The organism is Geodermatophilus sp. Leaf369 (assembly GCF_001424455.1).
Taxonomy (GTDB): domain Bacteria; phylum Actinomycetota; class Actinomycetes; order Mycobacteriales; family Geodermatophilaceae; genus Klenkia.
This window is the reverse complement of the sequence record NZ_LMQA01000003.1, coordinates 210,062-234,285: the sequence shown is the minus strand read 5'-3', so window position 1 is coordinate 234,285 and position 24,224 is coordinate 210,062. Positions and strand designations below refer to the sequence as shown.

The window sequence follows — 24,224 nt, the reverse complement described above, 5'->3', positions numbered from 1 at the left end:
AAGGACCTGTACGTGAGCGAGACCACCTCCCTCGTCGCCGATGGCGCCGCCGACCCCACCGGGTCCGCCGGCTCCGGCGCCGAGGCCGCCGCCGGCAAGCGCCGCCGCGGCACCGGCCTGTCGGGCATGCTCCTGCCGGAGCTGCAGCGCCTGGCCGCTGAACTGGGCATCGCCGGCACCGGCCGGATGCGCAAGGGCGACCTGGTGAGCGCCATCGAGGCGCGCCAGGTCGGCAGCCCGGCCCCCGCCGCGGCTCCCGTCGCGGACGCCCCCGTCGCCGAGCCGGTCGCCGAGACCACCGTCGAGACGCCGGCCGAGGCGCCCGTGGCGACCCCGCCGCGCGCCGAGGCCGCCCCGCCGACCCGCCGCCGCCGGGGGGCCAGCCGCCCGGCCGGCGCTCCGGACGTCGAGGCGCCTGCGCCGGCCGACACCCACCCGGGTGCCGCCGTGCTCGGCGACCGTGCGCCCGTGGAGGCGCCCGTCCAGGCGTCCGACGAGGCCGCCGAGCCGGCCGCGGCGCAGCAGGACGCTGCTCCGGCCGAGGAGGGCCGCGGACGACGCAGCCGCACCCGCAGCCAGGTCCGGGACGAGCCCGCCCGCGAGGACGAGCGCCCCGAGCAGCCCCGCAGCGAGCAGCCCCGCACCGAGCAGCCCCGTGAGGACGAGCGTCCCCCGCGCAGCCGGGACCGCAGCCGCACCGAGCGCGCCCAGCAGGACCAGGACGGCGGCCCGTCGCAGGACGGCCGGTCCCAGGACGGTCGGGACGCCCAGGACGGCGACCGCCCCGAGCGCGGCGCCCGCAACCGGAACCGCGACCGCGGCGACCGGGAGCGCGACACCCAGGACGACCAGGGTGCCGACCGCGGCCAGCGGGGTCGCACCCCGCGCGACACCGCCCGCGACGACCGGGACGAGCGCCCGGCCCGTGAGGACCGGGGCGACCGGCAGGACCGGGGCGACCGGCAGGACCGGGGCGACCGGCAGGACCGGGGCGACCGGCAGGACCGCCAGGACCGCACCGACCGGCAGAACGGCAACGGCTCCGGGCCCGACGGCAACCGCGGTCGCACCGACCGGAACGACCGGCCCGCCGGTCGCACCGACCGGGACGCCGGCCCCGCGCAGGACGACGACGACGACGAGTTCGACGGCAACGGCCGTCGTCGGGGCCGTCGCTACCGCGACCGCAACCGGCGGGGCACCGCCACCACCGGCCAGGGTGGGCGTGAGCGCTACGAGCAGGGCGAGCCCGCGGTCGCCGAGGACGACGTCCTGCTGCCGGTGGCCGGCATCCTCGACGTGCTGGACAACTACGCGTTCGTCCGCACCTCGGGATACCTGACCGGGCCCAACGACGTCTACGTGTCGCTGTCCCAGGTCCGCCGCTACGGCCTGCGCCGCGGCGACGCGATCACCGGCGCCGTCCGCCAGCCCCGCGAGGGCGAGCGCAAGGACAAGTACAACGCCCTCGTGCGGCTGGACTCGGTCAACGGGCTGGACCCCGACCAGGCCAAGACCCGGCCGGAGTTCCAGAAGCTGGTGCCGCTCTACCCGCAGGAGCGCCTGCGGATGGAGACCGACTCCACGACCCTCACCACCCGGGTCATCGACCTGGTCATGCCCATCGGCAAGGGCCAGCGGGCGCTCATCGTGTCCCCGCCCAAGGCGGGCAAGACCATGGTGCTGCAGGCGATCGCCAACGCGATCACCACGAACAACCCCGAGTGCCACCTCATGGTCGTCCTCGTCGACGAGCGGCCCGAAGAGGTCACCGACATGCAGCGCTCGGTGAAGGGCGAGGTCATCGCCTCGACCTTCGACCGGCCGGCCACCGACCACACCACGGTCGCCGAGCTCTCCATCGAGCGGGCCAAGCGGCTGGTCGAGATGGGCCACGACGTCGTCGTGCTGCTCGACTCGATCACCCGGCTGGGCCGCGCCTACAACCTGGCGGCCCCCGCCAGCGGGCGCATCCTCTCCGGTGGCGTGGACTCCACGGCGCTGTACCCGCCCAAGCGCTTCCTCGGCGCCGCCCGCAACATCGAGAACGGCGGCTCGCTCACCATCATCGCCTCGGCGCTGGTGGAGACCGGGTCCACGATGGACACGGTCATCTTCGAGGAGTTCAAGGGCACCGGGAACGCCGAGATCAAGCTCGACCGCCGGCTGGCCGACAAGCGGGTCTTCCCCGCCGTCGACGTCAACGCCTCCAGCACCCGCAAGGAGGAGCTGCTGATGAGCCCGGACGAGCTGGCCATCGTCATCAAGCTCCGCCGGGTGCTCGCGGCGCTGGAGCCGCAGCAGGCCCTCGAGCTGCTGCTGGGTCAGCTGAAGAAGACCCGCAACAACATCGAGTTCCTCATGCAGGTCCAGAAGACGACCCTGCGCGAGGACCAGCCCCAGGGCGGTCGCAACTCCTGACTGTGGGAGACTGACCGACCGAGCCCCGGCGCGCGTGGAACAACCCCGCCCGCTGACGACGTTCACCCCATGCACAGGCCGACTGACCTCGGCCCGCCAGACCACAGAGAGAGGGCCAGGGACATGAAGCCCGACATCCACCCCGACTACCACGAGACTGCTGTCACGTGCGGTTGCGGCAACACCTTCACCACCCGCAGCACCATCGCCGGCGGCACGCTGTCGGTCGAGATGTGCTCGGCCTGCCACCCCTTCTACACGGGCAAGCAGCGCGTGCTGGACACCGGTGGCCGCGTGGCCCGCTTCGAGAAGCGGTTCGGCAAGCGCGAGACCGCAGCCAGCAAGTAGCACCACCGACGGCGCCCGCACCGCCCCCCACGGGGGGAGGAGCGGGCGCCGTCGTCGTGTCCGGAGACCACCACCGATGAGGAGACGCACGTGAGCGGCACACCGGACGGCGGCCTCGCCGACCTGCTCGCCGAGCACGCCTCCCTCGAGCTGGAGCTGGCCGACCCCGCCGTGCACGCCGACCAGTCCCGCGCCCGCCGGCTGGCCCGCCGGTACGCCTCGCTGGCCCCGCTGGTGGAGACCTCCCGCGCCCTCGAGGCCGCCCGCGAGGACCTGACCGCCGCGCGCGAGCTGGCCGACGAGGACAGGGCCTTCGCCGCCGAGGCCGTGGAGCTCGAGGGACAGATCGGGGGCCTGGAGGCGCGGCTGCGCGAGCTGCTGCTGCCCAAGGACCCCGACGACGAGAAGGACGTCATCCTCGAGATCAAGGCCGGGGAGGGCGGCGCGGAGTCCGCGCTGTTCGTCGGGGACCTGCTGCGGATGTACCTGCGGTACGCCGAGCGGCGCGGCTGGGCCACCGAGGTCCTCGACGCCGTCGACGCCGAGCTCGGTGGGTACAAGGACGTCGCGGTCGCGGTGAAGTCGCGCACCGACGAGGGCATCTGGTCCCGGCTGAAGTTCGAGGCCGGCGTGCACCGGGTGCAGCGGGTGCCGGTGACCGAGAGCCAGGGCCGCATCCACACCTCCGCCGTGGGCGTGCTGGTGCTGCCCGAGGCCGAGGAGGTCGACGTCACCGTCGACCCGAACGACCTGCGGATCGACGTCTTCCGCTCGTCGGGCCCGGGCGGGCAGAGCGTGAACACCACCGACTCCGCCGTCCGGATCACCCACCTGCCCACCGGGACCGTGGTCAGCTCGCAGAACGAGAAGAGCCAGCTGCAGAACCGGGAGTCCGCGCTGCGGGTGCTGCGCTCCCGGCTGCTGGTCGCCGCCCGCGAGGAGGCCGCGGCGACCGCCAGCGACGCCCGGCGCAGCCAGGTGCGCACCGTGGACCGCAGCGAGCGGGTGCGCACCTACAACTACCCGGAGAACCGGATCTCCGACCACCGGGTGGGCTTCAAGGCGCACAACCTCGACGCCGTGCTCGACGGCGAGCTGGACCCCGTGCTCGACGCCCTGGTCACCGCGCACACCGCCGAGCTGCTCGAGGCCGGCAGCTGAGCCCGCGCGAGCTCCTCCGGCAGGCCACCGCACGACTGGCCGCCGCCGGGGTCGAGTCCCCGCGGGTGGACGCCGAGCTGCTGCTCGCCCACGCGCTCGGCGTCTCCCGGGCCCGGCTGATCACCGCCGACGACGTCGCCGACCCCGCCCGCTTCCTGGCCCTGGTCGACCAGCGCGCCGACCGGGTGCCGCTGCAGCACCTGACCGGGACCGCGGCCTTCCGGCACGTCGAGCTCGCCGTCGGCCCCGGGGTGTTCGTGCCCCGCCCGGAGACCGAGCAGATCGCCGGCTGGGTGCTGGAGCAGGTCGCCGGCGTCGAGGTGCCGGTCGTGGTCGACCTGGGCACCGGCTCCGGGGCGATCGCGTTGTCGGTGGCGCACGAGCACCCCGGCGCCCGGGTCACCGCGGTCGAGCGGGACCCCGACGCGATCGTCTGGACCCGGGCCAACGCCGCCACCCGCGCCGCCGCGGGGGACACCCCGGTCACCGTCACCGCGGGGGACATGACCGACCCCGGGCTGCTCACCGAGCTCGAGGGTGCTGTCGACGTCGTGGTCTCCAACCCGCCCTACGTGCCCGAGGGCGCCGGGCTGCCCCGCGAGGTGGCCGAGCACGACCCGCCGCTGGCCCTGTGGGGTGGCCCCAACGGGCTGGACGTCGTCCGGGGCCTGCTGCGCACCGCCGCCCGGCTGCTGCGCCCCGGCGGGCTGCTCGCGATCGAGCACGCCGACCTGCAGGGCGACTCCCTGCCGGCGCTGGTCCGGGCGCACGGCCCGTGGGCCGACGTCGTCGACCACCCCGACCTCGCGGGCCGGCCGCGGTACACGACGGCACGACTGGGTCGGGGCTAGTCGCAGAAGCGCGAGACGTGGTCCGGGGAGTCCGGGGTGCTGACGTCGAGGTCGCGCCGCTGGACGGCGATCTCCCCGCCCCGGGCCGCACACGCCGCGGCGAAGGCGTCGTCGGTGTACTCGACCTCGATGACGTCGGCGCCGTAGACGTCGGTGAAGGCGTCGCACTCGTCGAACTCCTGGCACTGCTCGGTGACGGCGAGGTCGAAGCCGAGGTCGGCGTCCAGCAGCTCGGCGGTGTTCTTCTGCGCGATGGTCAGCCCGGCGTCGTGGGCGCGGTCCACCAGGAGCTGGGCCATCGCCACCGCGTCGTCGGCGTCCAGCAGGCCCTCCGAGCGGGTCCAGCTGTCCAGGTTGTCCGGCTCGACGGCGTCGAAGCCGTCCGCGGCGCAGCCGTCGAACCACGGGCCGACGACGTCGAGCACCCGCTGCCGCTGCTCCGGGGTGCCGATGTCGAGCAGGAACTCACCCGGCCAGTCGGGGTCCTCGACGCGATCACCGGCCGCGTCGTGCAGCAGCACGTCCTCGGGGAAGGCCGACTCGCCCGGCTGGGTCTGGAAGGCGTTGACGTAGCAGGAGGACCACAGGCCGGGGGCGGGGGAGTCGGTGCGGTCGCGGACGACGCCGGTGACGTCGTCGGCCGGCTCGTACGCGCCGCCCAGCTGGTAGTCCACCCGGGTGCCCATCGACGGCCGGTCGGCCGCGGGGGAGCCGCAGGCGCCCAGCAGCAGCACCGCCACCAGCAGGAACCCGCGCACGGCCGGGACTCTAGGTGGGGGAGACTGGGCAACCGTGGCCGACGTCTACGACTGCACCGACGACGAGCAGCGCACCGCGGGCCTCACGGCCGCGGCCGGCGCGCTCTCCCGCGGTGACCTGGTGCTCCTGCCCACCGACACCGTCTACGGGGTGGCCGCCGACGCCTTCACCCCCGAGGCGGTGGGCAAGCTGCTCGCGGCCAAGAACCGGGGCCGGAACATGCCGGTGCCGGTGCTGATCGGGGAGGCCTCGACACTGGCCGGCCTGGTCACCGTCGTGCCCCCGATGGCGCACCGGCTGGCCGAGGCGTTCTGGCCCGGCGGGCTCACCCTGGTCCTGGAGCACACCCCGACGCTGTCCTGGGACCTCGGCGAGGCCGAGGGCACCGTCGCCGTCCGGCTGCCCGACGACGACCTGACCCGCGACCTGCTGCGCCGCACGGGCCCGCTCGCGGTCTCCAGTGCCAACCGCTCCGGCCGCCCGGCCGCGACCACGGCCGAGCAGGCGGAGTACCAGCTCGGCGAGCACGTGGCCGTGGTCCTCGACGGCGGCCCCCGCGACTCCTCGGCCGCCAGCACCATCGTCGACTGCACCGGCGACCACCCGCGCGTCCTCCGCGTCGGCGCCATCGACCCCGACCGCCTCCGCGAGGTCGTGCCCTCGGTCACCGACTGAAGGGCGATACCGTGGGGTGACCTCCGCGTGCCCGTCCCCGGGCACGCGGCGCCCCCTCCCTCTGGAGCGCAGCCGCGATGAGCACCCTCGCCGACACCCCCTACTGGGGTCCGGACTTCGACGCCCTGGCGTCCTTCGACCCCGACATCGCCGGCGTCGTCACCGACGAGCTCGACCGCCTCCGCAGCGGTCTGCAGCTGATCGCCAGTGAGAACTTCACCAGCCCCGCGGTGCTCGCCGCGCTGGGCAGCACGCTGAGCAACAAGTACGCCGAGGGCTACCCGGGCAAGCGGTACTACGGCGGCTGCGAGGTCGTGGACCGGGCCGAGTCCATCGGCATCGAGCGCGGCAAGGAGCTCTTCGGGGCCGAGCACGTCAACCTGCAGCCGCACTCCGGGGCCAGCGCCAACCTGGCCGCCTACGGCGCGTTCCTCAAGCCCGGCGACACGATGCTCGGCATGGCACTGCCGATGGGCGGGCACCTCACCCACGGCACCAAGGTGTCCTTCTCGGGCAAGTGGTTCAACGCCGTGCAGTACGGCGTGGACCCGACGACCGAGCACATCGACTACGACCAGGTCCGCGACCTGGCCCGCGAGCACCGGCCCAAGCTGATCATCGCTGGTGGCTCGGCCATCCCGCGGCTGATCGACTTCGCCGCGTTCCGGGAGATCGCCGACGAGGTGGGCGCGGTCTTCATGGTCGACGCCGCGCACTTCATCGGCCTGGTCGCCGGCAAGGCGATCCCTTCACCGGTGCCCCACGCCGACGTCGTCACCTTCACCACGCACAAGGTGCTGCGCGGGCCCCGCGGCGGCGCGATCGTCTGCAAGGCCGAGCACGCCAAGGCCATCGACAAGGCCGCGTTCCCGATGATGCAGGGCGGGCCGCTCATGCACGCCGTCGCCGCAAAGGCGGTGAACCTCAAGGAGTGCCTGACGCCCGAGTACCAGGCCTACACCCGCCAGGTCATCGCCAACGCCCAGGCGCTCGCCGAGGGCCTGACCGCCGAGGGCCTGCGCCCGGTCGCCGGGGGCACCGACACGCACCTGGCGCTGCTGGACCTGCAGTCCACCGGGGTCACCGGCGCCGAGGCCGAGGCGCGTTGCGACGCCGCCGGCATCGTGCTGAACAAGAACGCCATCCCCTTCGACCCCCAGCCGGCCTCGATCGCCTCCGGCATCCGGGTCGGCAGCCCCGCGGTGACCACCCAGGGCATGGCCGAGTCGGACATGAAGGAGATCGCCTCGCTGATCGGCGTCGCGATCCGCGACACCGACGGCTCGCGCACCGCCGAGGTCGCCGGCCGCGTCCACGAGCTCGTCACCGCGCACCCGGCCTACCCCGAGCCCGTCCGCTGACCCCGGCGTCCGGGCCGCCCCCCGCGGCCCGGACGTGACCGCCCACCCGACGTCCGACCGCGAGGAGCCCGAGCACCGGTGCGCGAGTACGTCGTCGTCTGCCTCGTGGCAGCGCTGGTCACCTTCCTGACCACGCCGGTCGTCCGCATGCTCGCGGTGCGGCTGAAGGTCGTGGCCGCCGTGCGCGACCGGGACGTGCACGTCATCCCCACCCCGCGCGGGGGAGGGGTGGCGATGTACCTCGGCGTCGCGGCCGCTGTGCTGGTCGCCAGCCGGCTGCCGGCCCTGCAGCGCACCTTCGAGGACTCCCAGACCTACGCGGTGCTCGTCGCCGGCGGGCTGATCTGCCTGCTGGGGGTGCTGGACGACCGGTTCGGCATCGACGCGCTCACCAAGCTGACCGGCCAGATCGCCTGCGCCGGGGTCATGGTGCTGCTCGGGGTGCAGTTCCTCTTCGTCTTCCTGCCCTTCGCCAACATCGGCACGCTGTCGCTGGGGGACGTCGGGGTGCCGCTGACCATCCTGGTCACGGTGCTGGTGGTCAACGCGCTGAACTTCATCGACGGCCTCGACGGCCTCGCCGCCGGGGTCTCGGCGATCTCGGCGCTGGCCCTGTTCGCCTACAGCTACAACCTGGGCCTCGTCGGCTACGACGACACCGCCTCGGCCCCCGCGCTGATCACCGCCGTGCTCGCCGGAGCCTGCCTGGGCTTCCTGCCGCACAACTTCTCCCCGGCCCGCATCTTCATGGGCGACTCCGGGTCGATGCTGGTCGGCCTGATGCTCTCGGCCGCCGCGGTGTCGGCGACCGGGCGGGTGGACACCCAGAGCTTCGACTCCGCGGCCAGCGTGCTCCCGCTGGCCCTGCCGCTGCTCGTCCCGCTCGCGGTGCTCTTCATCCCCTTCACCGACCTGGTGCTGGCCGTCGTCCGGCGCACCCGCAAGGGCCAGTCGCCGTTCAGCCCGGACAAGATGCACCTGCACCACCGGCTGCTCACCATCGGCCACTCGCACCGGCGAGCGGTGCTGATCATGTACTTCTGGGCCGCGCTGCTCAGCTTCGGCGTCATCGCGCTGTCCATCACCGGGGGCACCGTCGAGGTGCTCGTGGTCGTCTCCGCGCTGCTCGTGGTCGGGGTGGTCGTGGTGCTCAGCCCGCGGGCCCGCCGGGCCGATCGGACGGCGGCCTCGGTGGCCGCCTCGGAGAGCCGGGCCGCCCGCACCGCACGACGCCGGCCCTGGGGACGACGACGCCGACGCGAGACCGTGTCGGTGCGCCGGGGCGGCCTGCCCGCCGTCCCCGCCCCTGCTCCCGCCCGCACCCCCGACCCGACCGGAGCCCCCCGATGACCCAGCCCGCCGCCCGCCGACCCGGGGTGCCCTCGGGCCCGCGCAGCGCCGCCGGCCCTTGGGACCTGTCCTTCCTGCGGGTGGGCACGCTGGTCACGCTGGCCGCCACCGTCGTGGCCGTCCCGGTCGTGGGGCTGCTGGCCGGGTGGGCCGAGGCGCTGGGGGTGGTGCTGGGCGCGGCGATCGTCACGGCGTTCTTCTGCCTGTCCGGCTTCGCCATTGCCTGGGCCGGCAAGATCGACGACTCGTTCACGCTGCCCGCCGCGATGGGTGCCTTCTTCGTCAAGGTGATCGGCTTCTTCGCCCTGCTCCAGGCACTGCCCGCCGACGGGTGGCCGGACCGGGTCGCGGCCGCGTGGACGGTCATCGCCGGCGCACTGTTGTGGAGCGGCGTGCAGGCCCGTTGGGTGTGGACCCGGCAGCTCTACTACACGACCCCACCGGCGCCCCCGGCCCAGCAGGTCGGTGGGGTGCACACAGCCGGCGTTCAGCCACACGACGTAGAACACCCGGCCGAGCAGCGTCAGGACGGCTGATAGTGTCCGAACCGATGGACAGCGCCTCCACGCGTGACGGTGGCCGCCGACCTCGCACCGCTCGACCTGCCGACCAGGAACCGCGTCCCAGTGGCTCCGACCTCGGCTGGGGGATCACCGGGACGCTCCTGTCCGGGCTGATCGTGTGGGGTGCAGCCGGCTGGCTGGTCGACCGCTGGTTGGACACCCGCGTGTTCATCGTCGTCGGCGGGATCGTCGGCCTCGCGGTCGCGATCTACCTGGTGGCCGTCAAGTACGGCGGGGCCACCGACCAGCCGACCACGATCAGCTCGACCAGCTACAGCAAGATCAGCTCCTCGAGCTACAGCACGTACCGCAGGACCCCGGGCGGCCGTCGGAGCCGGCCCAGGACGCAGAAGGGACAACGGTGACCTCCAGCGCCCACGCGCTCTCCAGCGTGCTCGCGGTCGAGAGCGACCCCGGCGGCGGCTTCGTCGCCCCGAGCATCGCCGAGTTCTACCCGCCATCGCTGTTCGAGTTCTCGGTCTTCGGCCTCGACTTCTCCATCACCCGCATCACGGTGATCATGTGGATCGCCACCGCCGCGATCCTCGCCTTCATGGTGCTGGCCACCCGCAAGCCCACCATCGTCCCGCGCAAGGCGCAGTGGCTGATGGAGAGCGGCTACGGGCTGGTCCGCGACGGCATCGCCCGTGACGTGATCGGGCCCAAGGGCCGGACGTTCGCACCGTTCCTGGGCGCGCTGTTCTTCTTCATCCTGGCGAACAACGCGATGAGCATCATCCCGTTCTTCCAGATCTCGCCGATGAGCAAGTTCGCGATCCCGCTGGTGCTCGCGGTCCTCGTCTGGATCCTCTACAACGCCGTCGGGATCCGGGAGCAGGGCGTCGGCCCGTACTTCAAGGGCATCGCCGTCCCCCCGGGAGTGCCCGTCGGGGCGCTGATCCTGGTGACCCCGATCGAGCTGCTCTCTACGCTCGTCATCCGGCCCTTCACGCTCGCGGTGCGACTCTTCGCCAACCTCTTCGCCGGGCACATGCTGCTGGTCGTGTTCTCCCTGGGCACGGTCTACCTGCTCCAGGTCGGGAACTTCTCGATCATCTTCGCGCCGTTCTCGTTCCTCATGGCGCTGGCGATGACGTTCTTCGAGGTCCTGGTCATCGTGCTGCAGGCCTACGTCTTCACCGTCCTCACCGCCACCTACCTCAACGGGGCCGTCGAGCCGCACCACTGAGGTCCCCCGCGCCCGGCGCGGCCCAGAACGCACCACCGCACCACGTCCCACAGCACCACGCACCACCCCGCCAGCCACCCGGGACCCCGGGTGACCGACACAGGAGGAACACCCCGCAATGGACGTTCTCGCAGAGCTGACCGGCAGCATCGGTTCGGTCGGCTACGGTCTCGCCGCGATCGGCCCCGGCATCGGTGTCGGCATCGTCTGGGCGGCCTACATCCAGGCCACCGCCCGCCAGCCCGAGTCGGCCGGCCTCACCCGTACCTACGCCTTCCTGGGTGCCGCCCTCTCCGAGGCGCTCGCGCTCATCGGCCTGGTCGTCCCCTTCATCTTCGGCTCCTGATCCTGCCGACCAGCGAGACCCGTAGGAGGTGACGTCCGTGCTCATCCTGGCTGTTGAAGGGGAACCGAACCCGCTGCTGCCGCCGGTCGGCGAGATCATCGTCGGCCTGCTGACCTTCGCGATCCTCGCGTTCGTGGTGGTGAAGTTCGTCTTCCCCGTGATCGACAAGGCCTACAACGACCGCCGCAACGCGATCGAGGGCGGCATGGAGCGCGCCGAGGCCGCTCAGGCCGAGGCGAAGGCCGCGCTCGAGCAGTACCGCGCGCAGCTGGCCGAGGCCCGCACCGAGGCCGCGCAGATCCGTGACGCCGCCCGCGCCGAGGGGCAGCAGATCCTCGAGGAGCTGCGCACCCAGGCCCAGGAGGAGTCCGCCCGGATCACCGCCCGCGGCGAGGAGCAGCTCGCTGCCTCCCGCCAGCAGGTCGTGAACGAGCTGCGTGGGCAGATCGGCTCCATGGCCGTCTCGCTCGCCGGTCGCGTGGTGGGGGAGTCCCTCGAGGACGACGCCCGCCGCCGCGGCACCGTGGACCGCTTCCTCGACGAGCTGGACGGCATGTCCGCCAGCACGTCGTCGCAGGCACCCACCGGTGGCAGCACGGTCTACGCCCCCGAGGGCAACCGCTGATGCACGCCTCGAGCCGGGAGGCGCTGACGCACTCGCGTGAGCGCCTGGCCGAACGGGTCGGGACCGCCGACGGCCAGGGGCGACTGTCCCTGGCCGACGAGCTGTTCTCCGTCGCGCACCTGCTCGAGGGTCAGGTCTCGCTCCGGCGGGCCCTGGCCGACGCCTCGGTGCGGCCCGACGACCGGGCGGGGCTGGCCAACCGGCTGCTCTCCTCCCAGCTGTCGGCCGCCGCCGTCGACGTCGTCGAGACGGTGGCCCGGCAGCGCTGGTCGCGCCCGCTGGACCTGGTCGAGGCCGTCGAGACCCTCGCGACCGACACGGCGCTGGACGCCGCGGAGTCCCGTGGGGAGCTCGACACCGTCGAGGACGAGCTGTTCCGCTTCAGCCGGATCATCGACGGGGACGACGCCCTGGCCCGCGTGCTGGGTGACCGCAGCGCCTCCCGTGAGGGGAAGACGGCACTGCTGGACCGGCTGCTCACCGGCCGGGTCTCCCCGGTCACCGAGAAGCTGGTGCGGAACTCGCTCACCAGCTCGCACGTGCACAACGCAGCGAACGCCGTCGAGCGGATCTCGGTCGCGGCATCGGCGCGCCGGGGTCAGTCCGTCGCCCACGTGACCAGCGCGGTCGAGCTGACCGACGCCCAGCGTGAGCGACTGACGGGCATCCTGGAGCGGACCTACGGGCGCACCATCGGCCTGCAGGTGCAGGTCGACCCCGCCATCGTCGGGGGCCTGGTCATCCGGGTCGGCGACGAGGTCGTGGACGGCAGCATCAGCCACCGGCTGGAGGCGGCCGGCCGGCGTTTCGCCGGCTGACCACCGCGCCACCCGGCAAGCACCCGGCAAGCACCCGGCACGACCGATCACCGCGCCCGACGGCGCAGGCACCACCCCAGACAGCACCGGAGCAGGGAAGAGGACACCCAGGGCCATGGCAGAGCTCACGATCTCCGCGGACGAGATCCGCAGTGCCATCCAGAACTACGTCAGTGACTACGAGTCCGACGTCTCCCGCGAGGAGGTCGGCACGGTCACCGAGGCCGGCGACGGCATCGCGCGTGTCGAGGGCCTGCCCTCGGTCATGACCAACGAGCTCCTGGAGTTCGAGGGCGGCGTGCGTGGCCTGGCCCTGAACCTCGACGTGCGCGAGGTCGGCGTCGTGGTCATGGGTGACTTCGCCTCCATCGAGGAGGGCCAGACGGTCAAGCGCACCGGTCAGGTCCTCTCCGTGCCGGTGGGCGACGCCTTCCTCGGTCGCGTCGTCGACCCGCTGGGCGAGCCCATCGACGGCGGCGGCGAGATCGCCTCCACCGGTCGGCGCGCCCTGGAGCTGCAGGCCCCCTCGGTGGTCCAGCGGCAGTCGGTGCACGAGCCCATGCAGACCGGGATCAAGGCCATCGACGCCATGACCCCGATCGGCCGCGGCCAGCGTCAGCTGATCATCGGCGACCGCCAGACCGGCAAGACGGCGATCGCGATCGACACGATCATCAACCAGAAGGCCGCCTGGGCCACCGGTGACCCGGCCCAGCAGGTCCGCTGCATCTACGTCGCCGTCGGCCAGAAGGGCTCGACGATCGCCTCGATCAAGTCCTCCCTGGAGGAGGCCGGCGCGATGGAGTACACGACCATCGTCGCGGCTCCCGCCTCGGACTCGGCCGGCTTCAAGTACATCGCCCCCTACACCGGCTCGGCCATTGGTCAGCACTGGATGTACGAGGGCAAGCACACCCTGATCGTGTTCGACGACCTCTCCAAGCAGGCCGAGGCCTACCGCGCGGTCTCGCTGCTGCTGCGTCGTCCCCCGGGCCGTGAGGCCTACCCCGGCGACGTCTTCTACCTCCACTCCCGTCTGCTCGAGCGCTGCGCGAAGCTGTCCGACGAGCTCGGCGGCGGGTCGCAGACCGGTCTGCCGATCATCGAGACCAAGGGCAACGACGTCTCGGCGTACATCCCGACCAACGTCATCTCGATCACCGACGGCCAGATCTTCCTGGAGACCGGCCTCTTCAACTCCGGTGTGCGCCCGGCCATCAACGTGGGCATCTCGGTGTCCCGCGTCGGTGGTTCCGCCCAGATCAAGGCGATGAAGTCCGTCGCCGGCCGGCTGCGGCTGGACCTGGCCCAGTTCCGTGAGCTCGAGGCGTTCTCCTCGTTCTCCTCGGACCTGGACGCCACCTCCAAGGCCACCCTGAGCCGCGGTCAGCGCTTGGTCGAGCTGCTCAAGCAGGGCCAGTACCAGCCGTTCTCCGTCGAGCGCGAGGTCGTCTCGCTGTGGCTGGGCACGACCGGCAAGCTCGACGTCGTCCCGGTCGCCGACGTGCGTCGCTTCGAGTCCGAGTTCCTGGACTCCGTGTCCCGCGGTGACTCCGGTGCCCTGGACGCGATCCGGAACACCAAGAAGCTCGAGGACGACACGGTGCGCAACCTGGAGAACGCCGTCGAGGCCTTCTACGGCCAGTTCACCACCAGCGACGGCGAGTCGCTGCAGGTCAACGAGCCCGAGGTCGAGGCCATGGACGCGTCCGAGCGCGGCCAGGAGCGCGTCCAGGTCAAGAAGAAGGCCTGACCCGATGGCTGCTTCCCTCCGCGCGCTGCGGCGCCGCATCCGCTCCACCCGGTCGACGAAGAAGATCTTCTCGGCCCAGGAGCTGATCGCCGGTGCCCGCATCGTGCGCGCCCAGAACCGGGTCGAGGCCTCCAAGCCCTACGCCCGGGAGATCACCCGGGTGCTCTCGGCGCTGGCGTCCTCGGCGAGCCTGGACCACCCGCTCCTCACCGAGCGGGAGAAGCCGGGTCGGGTGGGGGTCCTCGTGATCACCTCCGACCGTGGCTTCGCGGGCTCGTACAACGTCAACGTGCTGCGTCGCACCGAGGAGCTCCTCGGTCTGCTGCGCAGCGAGGGCAAGAACCCGGTCCTCTACGTCGTCGGTCGCAAGGGCGAGACGTACTACCGCTTCCGTGACCGTCCGGTCGAGGAGACCTGGACCGGGTTCTCGGAGCAGCCGAACTACAGCGACGCCCAGGCCGTCGGCAGCACGCTGATCGAGGCCTTCACCGCGGGCCTGGACGACGACGAGGCCGGCGGCGGCGCCGACGGGATCGAGGGCGTGGACGAGCTCCACATCGTCTACACCGAGTTCCGCTCGCTGCTGGCGCAGGTGCCCGTCGCCAAGCGGATGGCACCGCTGGAGGTGGAGGAGGTCGACGAGTTCGAGCACGAGCGCGAGGAAGCCGCGGCCGGCCAGAAGGCCAGCGACGGTCCCACCTCGTCCTACGAGTTCGAGCCCTCGGCCGAGGCGCTGCTGGACGCGCTGCTGCCGAAGTACATCAGCACCCGGATCTACGCGGCGATGCTCGAGTCCGCCGCGTCGGAGTCGGCCTCGCGCCGCCGGGCGATGAAGTCGGCCTCGGACAACGCCGAGGAGCTGGCCAAGAACCTGTCCCGGCAGGCGAACGCCGCCCGCCAGGCCGGGATCACCCAGGAGATCAGCGAGATCGTCGGCGGTGCCGACGCCCTCGTCTCCACCGGGTCGGACGTCTGATGTCCGCCCGCACCACCACGCTGCACGCGAGCACGACCCACCGAGCCAGGAGAGCGACACGATGACCCTCACCGAGGACCGTCCGAGCACGAGCGAGACCACCGGCTCCGGCCGCGTCGTCCGGGTCACCGGCCCGGTCGTCGACGTCGAGTTCCCCCGCGACGCCATGCCCGAGCTGTTCAACGCCCTCAAGGTCGACGTCACCCTCGCCGACCTGGGCAAGACGCTGACCCTCGAGGTCGCCCAGCACCTGGGTGACAACGTGGTCCGCACCATCTCCATGGCCCCCACCGACGGCCTGGTCCGCGGTGCCGAGGTCCGCGACACCGGCTCGGCCATCTCGGTGCCCGTCGGCGACGCCGTCACCGGTCACGTGTGGAACGCCCTGGGCGAGTGCATGGACACCCCCGGCTACGGCGACGACGGCGAGCGTTGGACCATCCACCGGCACGCGCCCAAGTTCGACCAGCTCGAGGGTCGCACCGAGCTGCTCGAGACCGGCATCAAGGTCATCGACCTGCTCACGCCCTACATCAAGGGCGGGAAGATCGGCCTGTTCGGCGGGGCCGGCGTCGGCAAGACGGTCCTCATCCAGGAGATGATCCGTCGCGTCGCCCAGGAGTTCGGTGGCGTCTCGGTGTTCGCCGGTGTCGGCGAGCGCACCCGTGAGGGCAACGACCTCATCACCGAGATGACCGAGTCCGGCGTCATCAACTCCACCGCCCTGGTCTTCGGCCAGATGGACGAGCCGCCGGGCACGCGTCTGCGCGTGGCCCTGTCGGCGCTGACGATGGCGGAGTACTTCCGTGACGAGAAGGACCAGGACGTCCTGCTCTTCATCGACAACATCTTCCGGTTCACCCAGGCCGGCTCCGAGGTCTCCACGCTGCTGGGCCGCATGCCCTCCGCGGTGGGCTACCAGCCGACCCTGGCCGACGAGATGGGCGAGCTGCAGGAGCGGATCACCTCGACGCGAGGGCGTTCCATCACCTCGCTGCAGGCGATCTACGTGCCCGCCGACGACATCACCGACCCGGCGCCGCACACCACGTTCGCCCACCTGGACGCCACGACGAACCTGTCGCGGCCCATCTCGGAGAAGGGCATCTACCCGGCCGTGGACCCGCTGGACTCCACCAGCCGGATCCTCGACGCCCAGTACGTCGGGCAGGAGCACTACGACACGGCGTCGGAGGTCAAGCGGATCCTGCAGCGCTACCAGGAGCTGCAGGACATCATCGCCATCCTCGGCATCGACGAGCTCGGTGAGGAGGACAAGGTCACCGTGAACCGGGCCCGTCGCATCGAGCGCTTCCTGTCCCAGAACATGTTCGTGGCCGAGGCCTTCACCGGGCAGCCGGGCTCCTACGTGCCGCTGACTGAGACCCTGCAGGCGTTCAAGGCGCTGACCCAGGGCGAGTACGACCACGTGCCGGAGCAGGCCTTCTTCATGTGCGGTGGGCTCGAGGACCTCGAGCGCAACGCCGACAAGCTCAAGAAGGGCTGAGCCACCGGCTCAGGCACCACCCACCACGACGGCCGGGTCCCCGCACGGGGGCCCGGCCGTCGTGCGTGCCGGGGAGGGGTGACCCCCGCCTCGGGGCTAGGGTCGGCACGTACGGGAGCGCAGTGCAGCGGTCCGTCAGACCCCCGCGCGCCTGGTCCGTGTCACCCTTCCGGGTGGAGGATGCGGTACGCGTGCGTCTCGGGCGCCCGTGCGACCGAACATGACAGCAGGAGCCCGGGTGGACCGGGCACAGTGGTGAGGAACGACCGTGGGGAACGACAGCGAACCGGGTGCACCGGCGGCGACCATCAGCGCGTCCGCCGACGTCGACGACCCGATGGACTGGAGCTGGCCGCCCTACGCACCGCTCGAGCCCGCCGGTGGCCGCCGGTTCGACTGCGTGGAGTGGGCACCCAGCTCGATCGTCCGTCGTCCGCTCGTGCGGGTGGGTCGCTGGACGCTGCTCTACCGCCGCGGCCACTGACCATCGGCCACCGCTAGGCTGTGGGGGACCCGTCGCCGTCTGGTGACCAGCGCACCGGTTCGTCCGGTGGACCCCCGAGGAGTGTCGTGGCGACCCTGCAGGTCGAGCTCGTTGCCGTGGAGCGCAAGATCTGGTCCGGCGAGGCCAGCACCGTCGTCGCCCGCACCACCGAGGGCGAGCTCGGTGTGCTGCCCGGCCACGCCCCGCTGCTCGGTGAGCTGGCTCCCGGCGGCGTCGTGCGGATCAAGCCGGTCGACGGCGACGAGCTCGTCGTCGCCGCGCACGGCGGCTTCCTCTCGGTCACCGAGAAGGGCGTCTCCATCCTCGCCGAGACCGCGGAGATCTCCACCGAGATCGACGTGGAGCGGGCCCGCGAGGCGCTGCGCCGCGCGGAGGCCGCCGAGGACGACGAGGAGACCCTCGCCGCCGCGCGCCGGGCCCAGTCCCGGCTCCGCGCCGCCGGCCAGGACGCCTGAGCCCCTCCCGCCGAGCCTGGACCCCGCGACCGTGACCACGCTGCTGCTGGTCCTGGCCGGGGTCCTGCTCGTGGCCCTGGTGGCCACGTTCCTGCTCCGCCGGCACTTCCTGCTCTCCGGCCTCGGCGCGGTCACCATGTGGCTGCGTCCGGTCGGTTCACCCCGCTGGTCGGTGGGGGTGGCCTGGTACTCCGGTGAGCAGCTGCTCTGGTACCGGGCCCTGTCGTTGTCGGTGCGCCCCAACCAACGGCTGTGCCGCACCGAGTTCCACGTCGAGGGCCGTCGCCGCCCGACGCCGGAGGACGGAGCCGTGCCGCAGGACAGCCAGGTGCTGATCTGCCGCACCGGCGCCGGCCCCCAGGAGCTGGCGATGGACACCTCGACCGTGACCGGCTTCCTCTCCTGGATCGAGTCGGCGCCCCCGCTCGGGCGCTAGTCCGTCGGTCGCTCGGACATCGCGGCCCGCTGGGCGTGCACCCCGCTGTGCGCGCCGGGCTCCCACAGCACGTCCCCGCCCGGGTTGGCCTCCCGGGACAGGATGAACAGCAGGTCCGAGAGCCGGTTGAGGTACTTCGCCGTCTCCTCGTTGGTGCGCTCGGCGTCGGCCTCCAGCAGGGCCCACACGCTCCGCTCGGCCCGTCGGGTCACCGTGCGGGCCTGGTGCAGCAACGCGGCCAGCGCCGTGCCGCCGGGCAGGATGAACGAGTTCAGCTTGGGCAGCGCCTCGTTGTGCTCGTCGCAGGCCGCCTCCAGCCGCTCGGTGTAGGCCGCGGTGATCCGCAGCGGCGGGAACTCCGGCGACGGCGTGATCGGCGTGCACAGGTCGGCCCCGACGTCGAAGAGGTCGTTCTGCACGCTGCGCAGCAGCTCGGTGAGCTCGGGTGTCGGTGCCCCCACGGCCAGTGCGATGCCGATGACGGCGTTGGTCTCGTCGACGTCGGCGTAGGCGGCCAGCCGGACGTCGGTCTTGGCCACCCGGCTCATGTCCCCGAGGTGGGTCTGGCCGGCGTCGCCGGTCTTCGTGTAGATGCGGGTCAGCCGGACGGTCATGCCCCGACCCTAGTGACAGGACCCGCTGCCCCCCACTCCTCGCAGGCGCGCAGCGGGACCCTGCAGCGGGCCGACGTACCGTGCTCTGCGTGGAGTGCTTCCAGGTGACCGGCGGGACGGCGCTGCGCGGACGGGTCCGGGTGACCGGTGCCAAGAACAGCGCGCTGAAGCTGATGGCGGCGGCGCTGCTGGCCAGCGGACGGACGACGCTGGAGGAGGTCCCGGACATCCTCGACGTGGCGATCATGAGCGAGGTGCTGCGCCGGCTGGGCTGCGGCGTGACGTTCGAGCGGTACACCGACGGCCGCGGGGGCGGGGGCGGCCGGGTGGTCGTCGACGTCCCGGAGATGCCCTCCAGCGAGACCGATTACGACCTGGTCCGCCGGATGCGTGCCTCGATCAGCGTGCTGGGTCCCCTGGTCGCCCGCTGCGGGACGGCCAAGGTGGCGCTGCCCGGCGGTGACGCGATCGGCTCGCGCGGGCTGGACATGCACGTGGCCGGCCTCGAACGGCTGGGCGCCACGATCGTCAGCGAGCACGGCTACCTCATCGCCACCGCCCCGCGGCTGGTCGGCACCTCCATCTGGCTGGACTTCCCGTCGGTCGGGGCCACGGAGAACCTGGTGATGGCCGCGGTGCTGGCCGAGGGCACCACGGTGGTCGACAACGCCGCCCGCGAGCCCGAGATCGTCGACCTCTGCGCGATGCTCAGCGCGATGGGCGCACAGATCTCCGGTGCGGGGTCCTCGACGATCACCGTCGAGGGCGTCACCGAGCTGCACCCGGTCGAGTACACGACCGTGCCCGACCGGATCGTGGCCGGCACCTGGGCGATCGGGGCGGTGATGACCCGGGGCGACGTCGTCATCGAGCGCGCCGCCGTGGAGCACCTGCACGTGGCCCTGGACAAGCTGGTCACCGCGGGCGCGACCGTCGAGCAGGTCGAGGGCGGGGTCCGGGTCGCGATGGCCGACCGGCCGCGTTGCGTCGACGTCGTCACCCTGCCGTTCCCCGGCTTCCCGACCGACCTGCAGCCGATGGCGGTGGCGCTGGCGGCGGTCAGCACCGGGACGGCGCTGATCACCGAGAACGTCTTCGAGGGCCGGTTCATGTTCGTCAACGAGCTGGTGCGCCTGGGTGCCGACGTCCGCATCGACGGGCACCACGCCGTCGTCCGCGGCCGGGAGAAGCTCTCCAGCGCCCCGGTGCTGGCCACCGACATCCGGGCCGGGGCCGGCCTCGTGCTGGCCGGGTTGTGCTCGGACGGCGTCACCGAGGTCGCCGACGTGCACCACGTTGACCGCGGTTACCCCGACTTCGTCGAGCAGCTGCGCGGGCTGGGCGCCACCGTCGAGCGGACCACCCGCGACTAGTTGGTGAAGGAGCTCGCCAGCACGCGGGCCTGACCGGCGTCCTCGGGGAAGACCAGGACGTCGGCCCGGTGCGGGGCGGGGAAGCGGACCGTCGACCGGATCCCGGCGTCGGACAGCACGGCCCGCAGGGCCAGGGCGGACTCCCGCCTGCTCAGCGTGGCCACCCGGGTGAGCAGCCCGTCGTCGGCGGAGGGCGCCTTCGTGGCCTTGGGGGTGTTCGAGGCGAACGCCCAGCGCAGGAAGAACGACAGCACCAGCAGCATGACGCCGGCGATGGCCGGTCCCACGGCGTAGTGCAGGCTGCCGGCGTCGATCGGCACGGCGGTGCTCCCTCGGGCTCGTCGTCCACGGGGGAGTGGACCGATCCGAGTGTGCCACCGGTGCACGGGCCGGGGGAGAGCTGGGCGTGACGTGTGCAACAGGGTCGCTACCGGCCGGTAGCCCTAGGATCCGCGGACATGCCGTTCCCTTCAGCGCCGAAGGACCGCGACCGCCCCTGGGTCATGCGCACCTACGCCGGTCACTCCTCACCCGTCGAGTCCAACGCCCTCTACCGGCGGAACCTGGAGAAGGGCCAGACCGGTCTCTCGGTCGCCTTCGACCTGCCGACGCAGACCGGCTACGACCCCGACGACGAGCTCGCCGTGGGCGAGGTCGGCAAGGTCGGGGTGCCGGTGAGCCACATCGGCGACATGCGGGCGCTGTTCGACGGCATCCCGCTGGACCAGATGAACACCTCGATGACGATCAACGCCACGGCGATGTGGCTGCTGGCGCTGTATCAGGCCGTCGCCGAGGAGCACGGGCACGACGTCGCCGCCCTGACCGGGACGACGCAGAACGACATCGTGAAGGAGTACCTCTCCCGCGGGACCTACGTCTTCCCGCCGGCGCCGTCGATGCGGCTGATCACCGACATGGTCGCCTACACCGTCACCACGATGCCCAAGTGGAACCCGGTGAACATCTGCAGCTACCACCTGCAGGAGGCCGGGGCGACGCCGGTGCAGGAGATCGCCTACGCGATGAGCACCGCCATCGCGGTGCTGGACTCCGTCCGGGACTCCGGCCAGGTGCCCGAGGAACGCTTCGGCGAGGTGGTCGCCCGGATCTCCTTCTTCGTCAACGCGGGGGTCCGGTTCGTCGAGGAGATGTGCAAGATGCGCGCCTTCGGCCAGCTCTGGGACGAGCTGACGGCCGAGCGGTACGGGGTGACCGACGCCAAGCAGCGGCGCTTCCGCTACGGCGTGCAGGTCAACTCCCTGGGCCTCACCGAAGCCCAGCCGGAGAACAACGTGCAGCGGATCGTGCTGGAGATGCTCGCGGTCACGCTGTCCAAGGACGCCCGGGCCCGGGCGGTGCAGCTGCCGGCCTGGAACGAGGCGCTGGGGCTGCCCCGGCCCTGGGACCAGCAGTGGTCGCTGCGGCTGCAGCAGGTGCTGGCCTTCGAGACCGACCTGCTGGAGTACGAGGACCTGTTCACCGGCTCGGTCGTGGTCGAGGCCAAGGTCGCCGAGCTCGTCGAGGGCGCCCGCGCCGAGATCGCCCGGGTGCAGGAGATGGGCGGTGCCGTCGCCGCCGTCGAGACCGGCTACATGAAGGGCGAGCTGGTCGGCTCGCTCGCCGATCGTCGCCGCCGGATGGAGTCCGGGGACGACGTGGTGGTGGGGGTCAACCGGTTCACCTCCACCGAGCCCAACCCGCTGACCGCCGACCTGGACACCGCGATCCAGACCGTCGACCCGGCCGTGGAGGCCTCCGCCCAGCGGGCGCTCGAGCAGTGGAAGGCCGACCGGGACGACGACCGCGCCCGGGCCACCCTGCAGGCGCTGCGCGAGGCCGCGGGCACCGACACCAACCTGATGGCCGCGACGCTGGACTGCGCCCGCGCCGGGGTGACCACGGGGGAGTGGGCCGGGGTGCTGCGCGAGGTGTTCGGGGAGTACCGGGCACCCACCGGGGTGTCGGCGGCCAGCACCGGGGAGGCCGACGTGTCGCTGACCGACGTCCGCGAGCGGGTGCGGGCCACCGGCGAGGAGCTGGGCGGCCGGCTGCGCTTCCTGGTCGGCAAGCCCGGGTTGGACGGGCACTCCAACGGCGCCGAGCAGATCGCCGTCCGGGCCCGGGACGCCGGCTTCGAGGTCGTCTACCAGGGGATCCGGCTGACCCCGGCGCAGATCGTCTCGGCCGCGGTCGAGGAGGACGTGCACGTCGTCGGGTTGTCGGTGCTCTCCGGCTCGCACCTGCAGGTGGTCCCCGCCGTGCTGGCCGGGCTGCGCGAGGCCGGGCTGGACGACGTCCCGGTGGTGGTCGGCGGCATCGTGCCCGACGCCGACGCGCGGGTGCTGCGCGAGCAGGGCGTGGCCCGGGTCTTCACCCCCAAGGACTTCGGGATGACCGACATCATGGGCCAGATCGTCGACGTCGTCCGCGAGGCCAACGAACTCAGCGTGAGCTGAGCCAGCCGAACCGGACGTCGACGCCGGGGGAGAACAGCACGCTGTCCGGGGCGCCGGTGACCGGCACCCCGGCGGCGGCGGTCAGCGACTCGTCGAGCTCGACCAGCTCGGCGCGGTGCAGCGGCCACTCCGGGTGCTCGTTGGCCCAGTAGGCGGTGCGGCCGTAGAACGGCTCGTGCAGGCCCCACCGGGAGGTGAGGAACCGCTCGACGGGGCCGGGGTCGGTGATGGCCTCGCCGACCCGCACGGTGATCGCGCTGTGCGCCGTCACCGGGCCGGGCCAGCGGCGCAGCGAGGTGTAGCGCCGCAGGTCGCCGTCCCGGGTCACCCGCATCCGGGCGTAGACGTAGGGCAGCCGCGCGGCCCAGCGCGCGGCGGCCACCGGCAGCAGCCGGTCGGCCTCCAGCGAGGCGAAGACGACGCCGCGCCGGCCCCGCTCGTCCACCGAGTAGAGCCGCACGTTGGTCTCGGCGAAGGAGCCCAGGTACGGCAGCCCGGGCAGGCCGAAGAACCCGATGCGGCGCATCCGGAACGGGATGAGCCCGACGTAGGTGACGCCGTCCAGGGTGTCGGGCACGGTGCCGGCCGGCAGGTGCGGGGCGACGAGTGCCGGGTCGACCGCCCAGTGCAGGAACGCCAGGTCGCGCCAGCCCTGGGTGAACAGGGTGCGCTCGACCGGGCGGGGGGTCGTGGTGGTGACGGGTTCGGGCTGCACCTGTCGAGGATGCCCACGACGGCGGACTCGACACCGCCCCCGGGGCGTGGTGTGGTCGGTCACATGACCACCGAGGGTGCGCCGCGGGTCGAGCGGCACGAGGACGTCGTCACCATCACCATGGCCCGGCCGGCCCGGCGCAACGCGTTGTCCCGCGAGCACCTGACCCAGCTCCTGGCCGCGGTCACCGAGGTGGGCGGCTCCGACGCCACCGGCATCGTGCTCGCCGCCGAGGGGCCGGTGTTCAGCGCCGGCCACGACTTCGCCGACGTGGCCGACCAGCCGCTGGCCGACGTCCGCTCGCTGCTGGTGCTGTGCACCGAGCTCATGCAGACCCTGCACGAGGTGCCCCAGGTGGTGCTGGCCCGCGTGCACGCGCTGGCGACGGCAGCCGGGGCCCAGCTGGTCGCCTCCTGCGACCTGGCGGTGGCCGCGGAGTCCGCCGGCTTCGCCGCCCCGGGCGGGAAGGGCGGCTGGTTCTGCCACACCCCGATGGTCGCGATCGCCCGGAACGTGGGCCGCAAGCGGGCGATGGAGCTCGCGCTGACCGGGGACGTCATCGACGCCCGGACGGCGCTGGACTGGGGGCTGGTGAACCGCGTCGTCCCCGACGACGAGCTCGACGACGCCGTGGCCGACCTGATGGCCCGGGCCACCCGCGGCTCGCGGGCGTCCAAGGCGTGGGGCAAGCAGACGATGTACGCCCAGCTCGACCGGCCCGAGCGCGACGCCTACACCCAGGCCGTCGAGGTGATGGCCGCGGCGTCCCAGCTCGACGGCGCGCGCGAGGGCATGGCCGCCTTCCTGGGCAAGCGGCACGCGGTGTGGACCGACTGAGGGCGGGAAGACCTGAGCGCCCGCGTGGTTGGACTCCGTGTGCGTGACCTGTGGCTGACCAAGCGGAGGGTCGTCGACTTCGGTCGGGTGACCTCGGAGGGTTGACGACGGCGCAGCCCCGCCGTCC

The 24,224-nt window shown here is 72.6% G+C and carries 26 protein-coding genes; 22 read left to right on the top strand and 4 right to left on the bottom strand.

Going from position 1 to position 24,224, the window contains the following annotated elements:
- Window positions 1–12 precede the first annotated feature (12 nt).
- The 4 genes from rho (at window position 13) to prmC (ending at window position 4,781) form a co-directional block, all read left to right on the top strand.
- Window positions 13–2,421 (top strand): transcription termination factor Rho, encoded by a 2,409-nt coding sequence (rho, locus tag ASG36_RS15475; protein WP_055765770.1) that lies wholly within the window; start codon window positions 13–15, stop codon window positions 2,419–2,421.
- Window positions 2,422–2,544: 123 nt separating this feature from the next.
- Window positions 2,545–2,769: a 50S ribosomal protein L31 gene (gene rpmE, locus ASG36_RS15470; RefSeq protein ID WP_055765767.1), complete on the top strand. Its 225-nt coding sequence runs from the start codon at window positions 2,545–2,547 to the stop codon at window positions 2,767–2,769.
- Window positions 2,770–2,859: 90 nt separating this feature from the next.
- A complete protein-coding gene (gene prfA, locus ASG36_RS15465; RefSeq protein ID WP_157498845.1) occupies window positions 2,860–3,930 on the top strand; it encodes a peptide chain release factor 1 in 1,071 nt (356 codons plus the stop codon).
- On the top strand, window positions 3,927–4,781 hold the full coding sequence (gene prmC / locus ASG36_RS15460; protein WP_055765765.1) for a peptide chain release factor N(5)-glutamine methyltransferase: 855 nt from the start codon (window positions 3,927–3,929) through the stop codon (window positions 4,779–4,781). The genes prfA and prmC overlap by 4 nt, the downstream gene beginning before the upstream one ends.
- Here the strand turns inward: prmC and ASG36_RS15455 are convergent.
- Window positions 4,778–5,539 (bottom strand): endo alpha-1,4 polygalactosaminidase, encoded by a 762-nt coding sequence (locus ASG36_RS15455; protein WP_055765762.1) that lies wholly within the window; start codon window positions 5,537–5,539, stop codon window positions 4,778–4,780. The genes prmC and ASG36_RS15455 overlap by 4 nt on opposite strands.
- 34 nt (window positions 5,540–5,573) lie before the next feature.
- Here ASG36_RS15455 and ASG36_RS15450 point away from each other — a divergent pair, with 34 nt between their 5' ends.
- The 15 genes from ASG36_RS15450 (at window position 5,574) to ASG36_RS15380 (ending at window position 18,099) form a co-directional block, all read left to right on the top strand.
- Window positions 5,574–6,215, top strand: a complete 642-nt coding sequence (locus ASG36_RS15450) for an L-threonylcarbamoyladenylate synthase (RefSeq protein WP_055765760.1) — start codon at window positions 5,574–5,576, stop codon at window positions 6,213–6,215.
- 77 nt (window positions 6,216–6,292) lie between these two features.
- Entirely contained in the window at window positions 6,293–7,576 is a 1,284-nt protein-coding gene (glyA, locus tag ASG36_RS15445; RefSeq protein WP_055765758.1) for a serine hydroxymethyltransferase, read from the top strand.
- A gap of 78 nt (window positions 7,577–7,654) precedes the next feature.
- Window positions 7,655–8,926, top strand: coding sequence for a glycosyltransferase family 4 protein (locus ASG36_RS15440; RefSeq protein ID WP_055765755.1), 1,272 nt, complete (start codon window positions 7,655–7,657; stop codon window positions 8,924–8,926).
- Entirely contained in the window at window positions 8,923–9,462 is a 540-nt protein-coding gene (locus ASG36_RS15435) for a hypothetical protein (protein WP_235495069.1), read from the top strand. Before ASG36_RS15440 ends, ASG36_RS15435 begins: the two co-directional genes overlap by 4 nt.
- 14 nt (window positions 9,463–9,476) lie before the next feature.
- The gene (locus tag ASG36_RS15430; RefSeq protein ID WP_082523207.1) at window positions 9,477–9,854 is read left to right on the top strand and encodes an AtpZ/AtpI family protein; all 378 of its coding nucleotides are present in this window, start codon (window positions 9,477–9,479) and stop codon (window positions 9,852–9,854) included.
- The gene (gene atpB / locus ASG36_RS15425) at window positions 9,851–10,678 is read left to right on the top strand and encodes a F0F1 ATP synthase subunit A (RefSeq protein ID WP_055765749.1); all 828 of its coding nucleotides are present in this window, start codon (window positions 9,851–9,853) and stop codon (window positions 10,676–10,678) included. Before ASG36_RS15430 ends, atpB begins: the two co-directional genes overlap by 4 nt.
- 118 nt (window positions 10,679–10,796) lie before the next feature.
- Window positions 10,797–11,024: an ATP synthase F0 subunit C gene (atpE, locus tag ASG36_RS15420; RefSeq protein ID WP_055765746.1), complete on the top strand. Its 228-nt coding sequence runs from the start codon at window positions 10,797–10,799 to the stop codon at window positions 11,022–11,024.
- 37 nt (window positions 11,025–11,061) lie between these two features.
- Complete coding sequence (locus ASG36_RS15415) at window positions 11,062–11,649, top strand: F0F1 ATP synthase subunit B (protein WP_055765743.1); 588 nt, start codon at window positions 11,062–11,064, stop codon at window positions 11,647–11,649.
- Window positions 11,649–12,467 (top strand): F0F1 ATP synthase subunit delta, encoded by an 819-nt coding sequence (locus tag ASG36_RS15410; protein WP_055765740.1) that lies wholly within the window; start codon window positions 11,649–11,651, stop codon window positions 12,465–12,467. Before ASG36_RS15415 ends, ASG36_RS15410 begins: the two co-directional genes overlap by 1 nt.
- Window positions 12,468–12,582: 115 nt before the next feature.
- On the top strand, window positions 12,583–14,220 hold the full coding sequence (atpA, locus tag ASG36_RS15405) for a F0F1 ATP synthase subunit alpha (RefSeq protein WP_055765738.1): 1,638 nt from the start codon (window positions 12,583–12,585) through the stop codon (window positions 14,218–14,220).
- A gap of 4 nt (window positions 14,221–14,224) precedes the next feature.
- Window positions 14,225–15,196, top strand: coding sequence for a F0F1 ATP synthase subunit gamma (locus tag ASG36_RS15400; RefSeq protein ID WP_055765735.1), 972 nt, complete (start codon window positions 14,225–14,227; stop codon window positions 15,194–15,196).
- Window positions 15,197–15,257: 61 nt separating this feature from the next.
- Window positions 15,258–16,703 carry a F0F1 ATP synthase subunit beta gene (atpD, locus tag ASG36_RS15395; RefSeq protein ID WP_055765732.1) on the top strand — a complete coding sequence of 482 codons (1,446 nt, stop codon included), beginning with the start codon at window positions 15,258–15,260 and terminating at the stop codon, window positions 16,701–16,703.
- Between the two features lie 268 nt (window positions 16,704–16,971).
- A complete protein-coding gene (locus tag ASG36_RS15390) occupies window positions 16,972–17,187 on the top strand; it encodes a hypothetical protein (protein WP_055765729.1) in 216 nt (71 codons plus the stop codon).
- Between the two features lie 86 nt (window positions 17,188–17,273).
- A complete protein-coding gene (locus ASG36_RS15385; protein WP_055765726.1) occupies window positions 17,274–17,663 on the top strand; it encodes a F0F1 ATP synthase subunit epsilon in 390 nt (129 codons plus the stop codon).
- Between the two features lie 31 nt (window positions 17,664–17,694).
- Entirely contained in the window at window positions 17,695–18,099 is a 405-nt protein-coding gene (locus ASG36_RS15380; RefSeq protein WP_055765723.1) for a DUF2550 domain-containing protein, read from the top strand.
- Here ASG36_RS15380 and ASG36_RS15375 read toward each other — a convergent pair.
- Complete coding sequence (locus tag ASG36_RS15375; protein WP_055765720.1) at window positions 18,096–18,713, bottom strand: cob(I)yrinic acid a,c-diamide adenosyltransferase; 618 nt, start codon at window positions 18,711–18,713, stop codon at window positions 18,096–18,098. The genes ASG36_RS15380 and ASG36_RS15375 overlap by 4 nt on opposite strands.
- An 89-nt stretch (window positions 18,714–18,802) precedes the next feature.
- On the opposite strand from ASG36_RS15375, the gene murA reads away from it, so the two are divergent.
- Window positions 18,803–20,086, top strand: coding sequence for a UDP-N-acetylglucosamine 1-carboxyvinyltransferase (gene murA, locus ASG36_RS15370; RefSeq protein WP_055765717.1), 1,284 nt, complete (start codon window positions 18,803–18,805; stop codon window positions 20,084–20,086).
- Here murA and ASG36_RS15365 read toward each other — a convergent pair.
- Window positions 20,083–20,406 carry a hypothetical protein gene (locus ASG36_RS15365; protein ID WP_055765714.1) on the bottom strand — a complete coding sequence of 108 codons (324 nt, stop codon included), beginning with the start codon at window positions 20,404–20,406 and terminating at the stop codon, window positions 20,083–20,085. The genes murA and ASG36_RS15365 overlap by 4 nt on opposite strands.
- Before the next feature lie 138 nt (window positions 20,407–20,544).
- On the opposite strand from ASG36_RS15365, the gene ASG36_RS15360 reads away from it, so the two are divergent.
- Window positions 20,545–22,545, top strand: coding sequence for a protein meaA (locus tag ASG36_RS15360; protein WP_055765711.1), 2,001 nt, complete (start codon window positions 20,545–20,547; stop codon window positions 22,543–22,545).
- Here the strand turns inward: ASG36_RS15360 and ASG36_RS15355 are convergent.
- Complete coding sequence (locus ASG36_RS15355) at window positions 22,532–23,260, bottom strand: YqjF family protein (protein WP_055765708.1); 729 nt, start codon at window positions 23,258–23,260, stop codon at window positions 22,532–22,534. The two genes, ASG36_RS15360 and ASG36_RS15355, sit on opposite strands and share 14 nt — an antisense overlap.
- Before the next feature lie 63 nt (window positions 23,261–23,323).
- Here ASG36_RS15355 and ASG36_RS15350 point away from each other — a divergent pair, with 63 nt between their 5' ends.
- Entirely contained in the window at window positions 23,324–24,097 is a 774-nt protein-coding gene (locus ASG36_RS15350; protein ID WP_055765705.1) for an enoyl-CoA hydratase-related protein, read from the top strand.
- The last annotated feature ends 127 nt before the right edge of the window (window positions 24,098–24,224 follow it).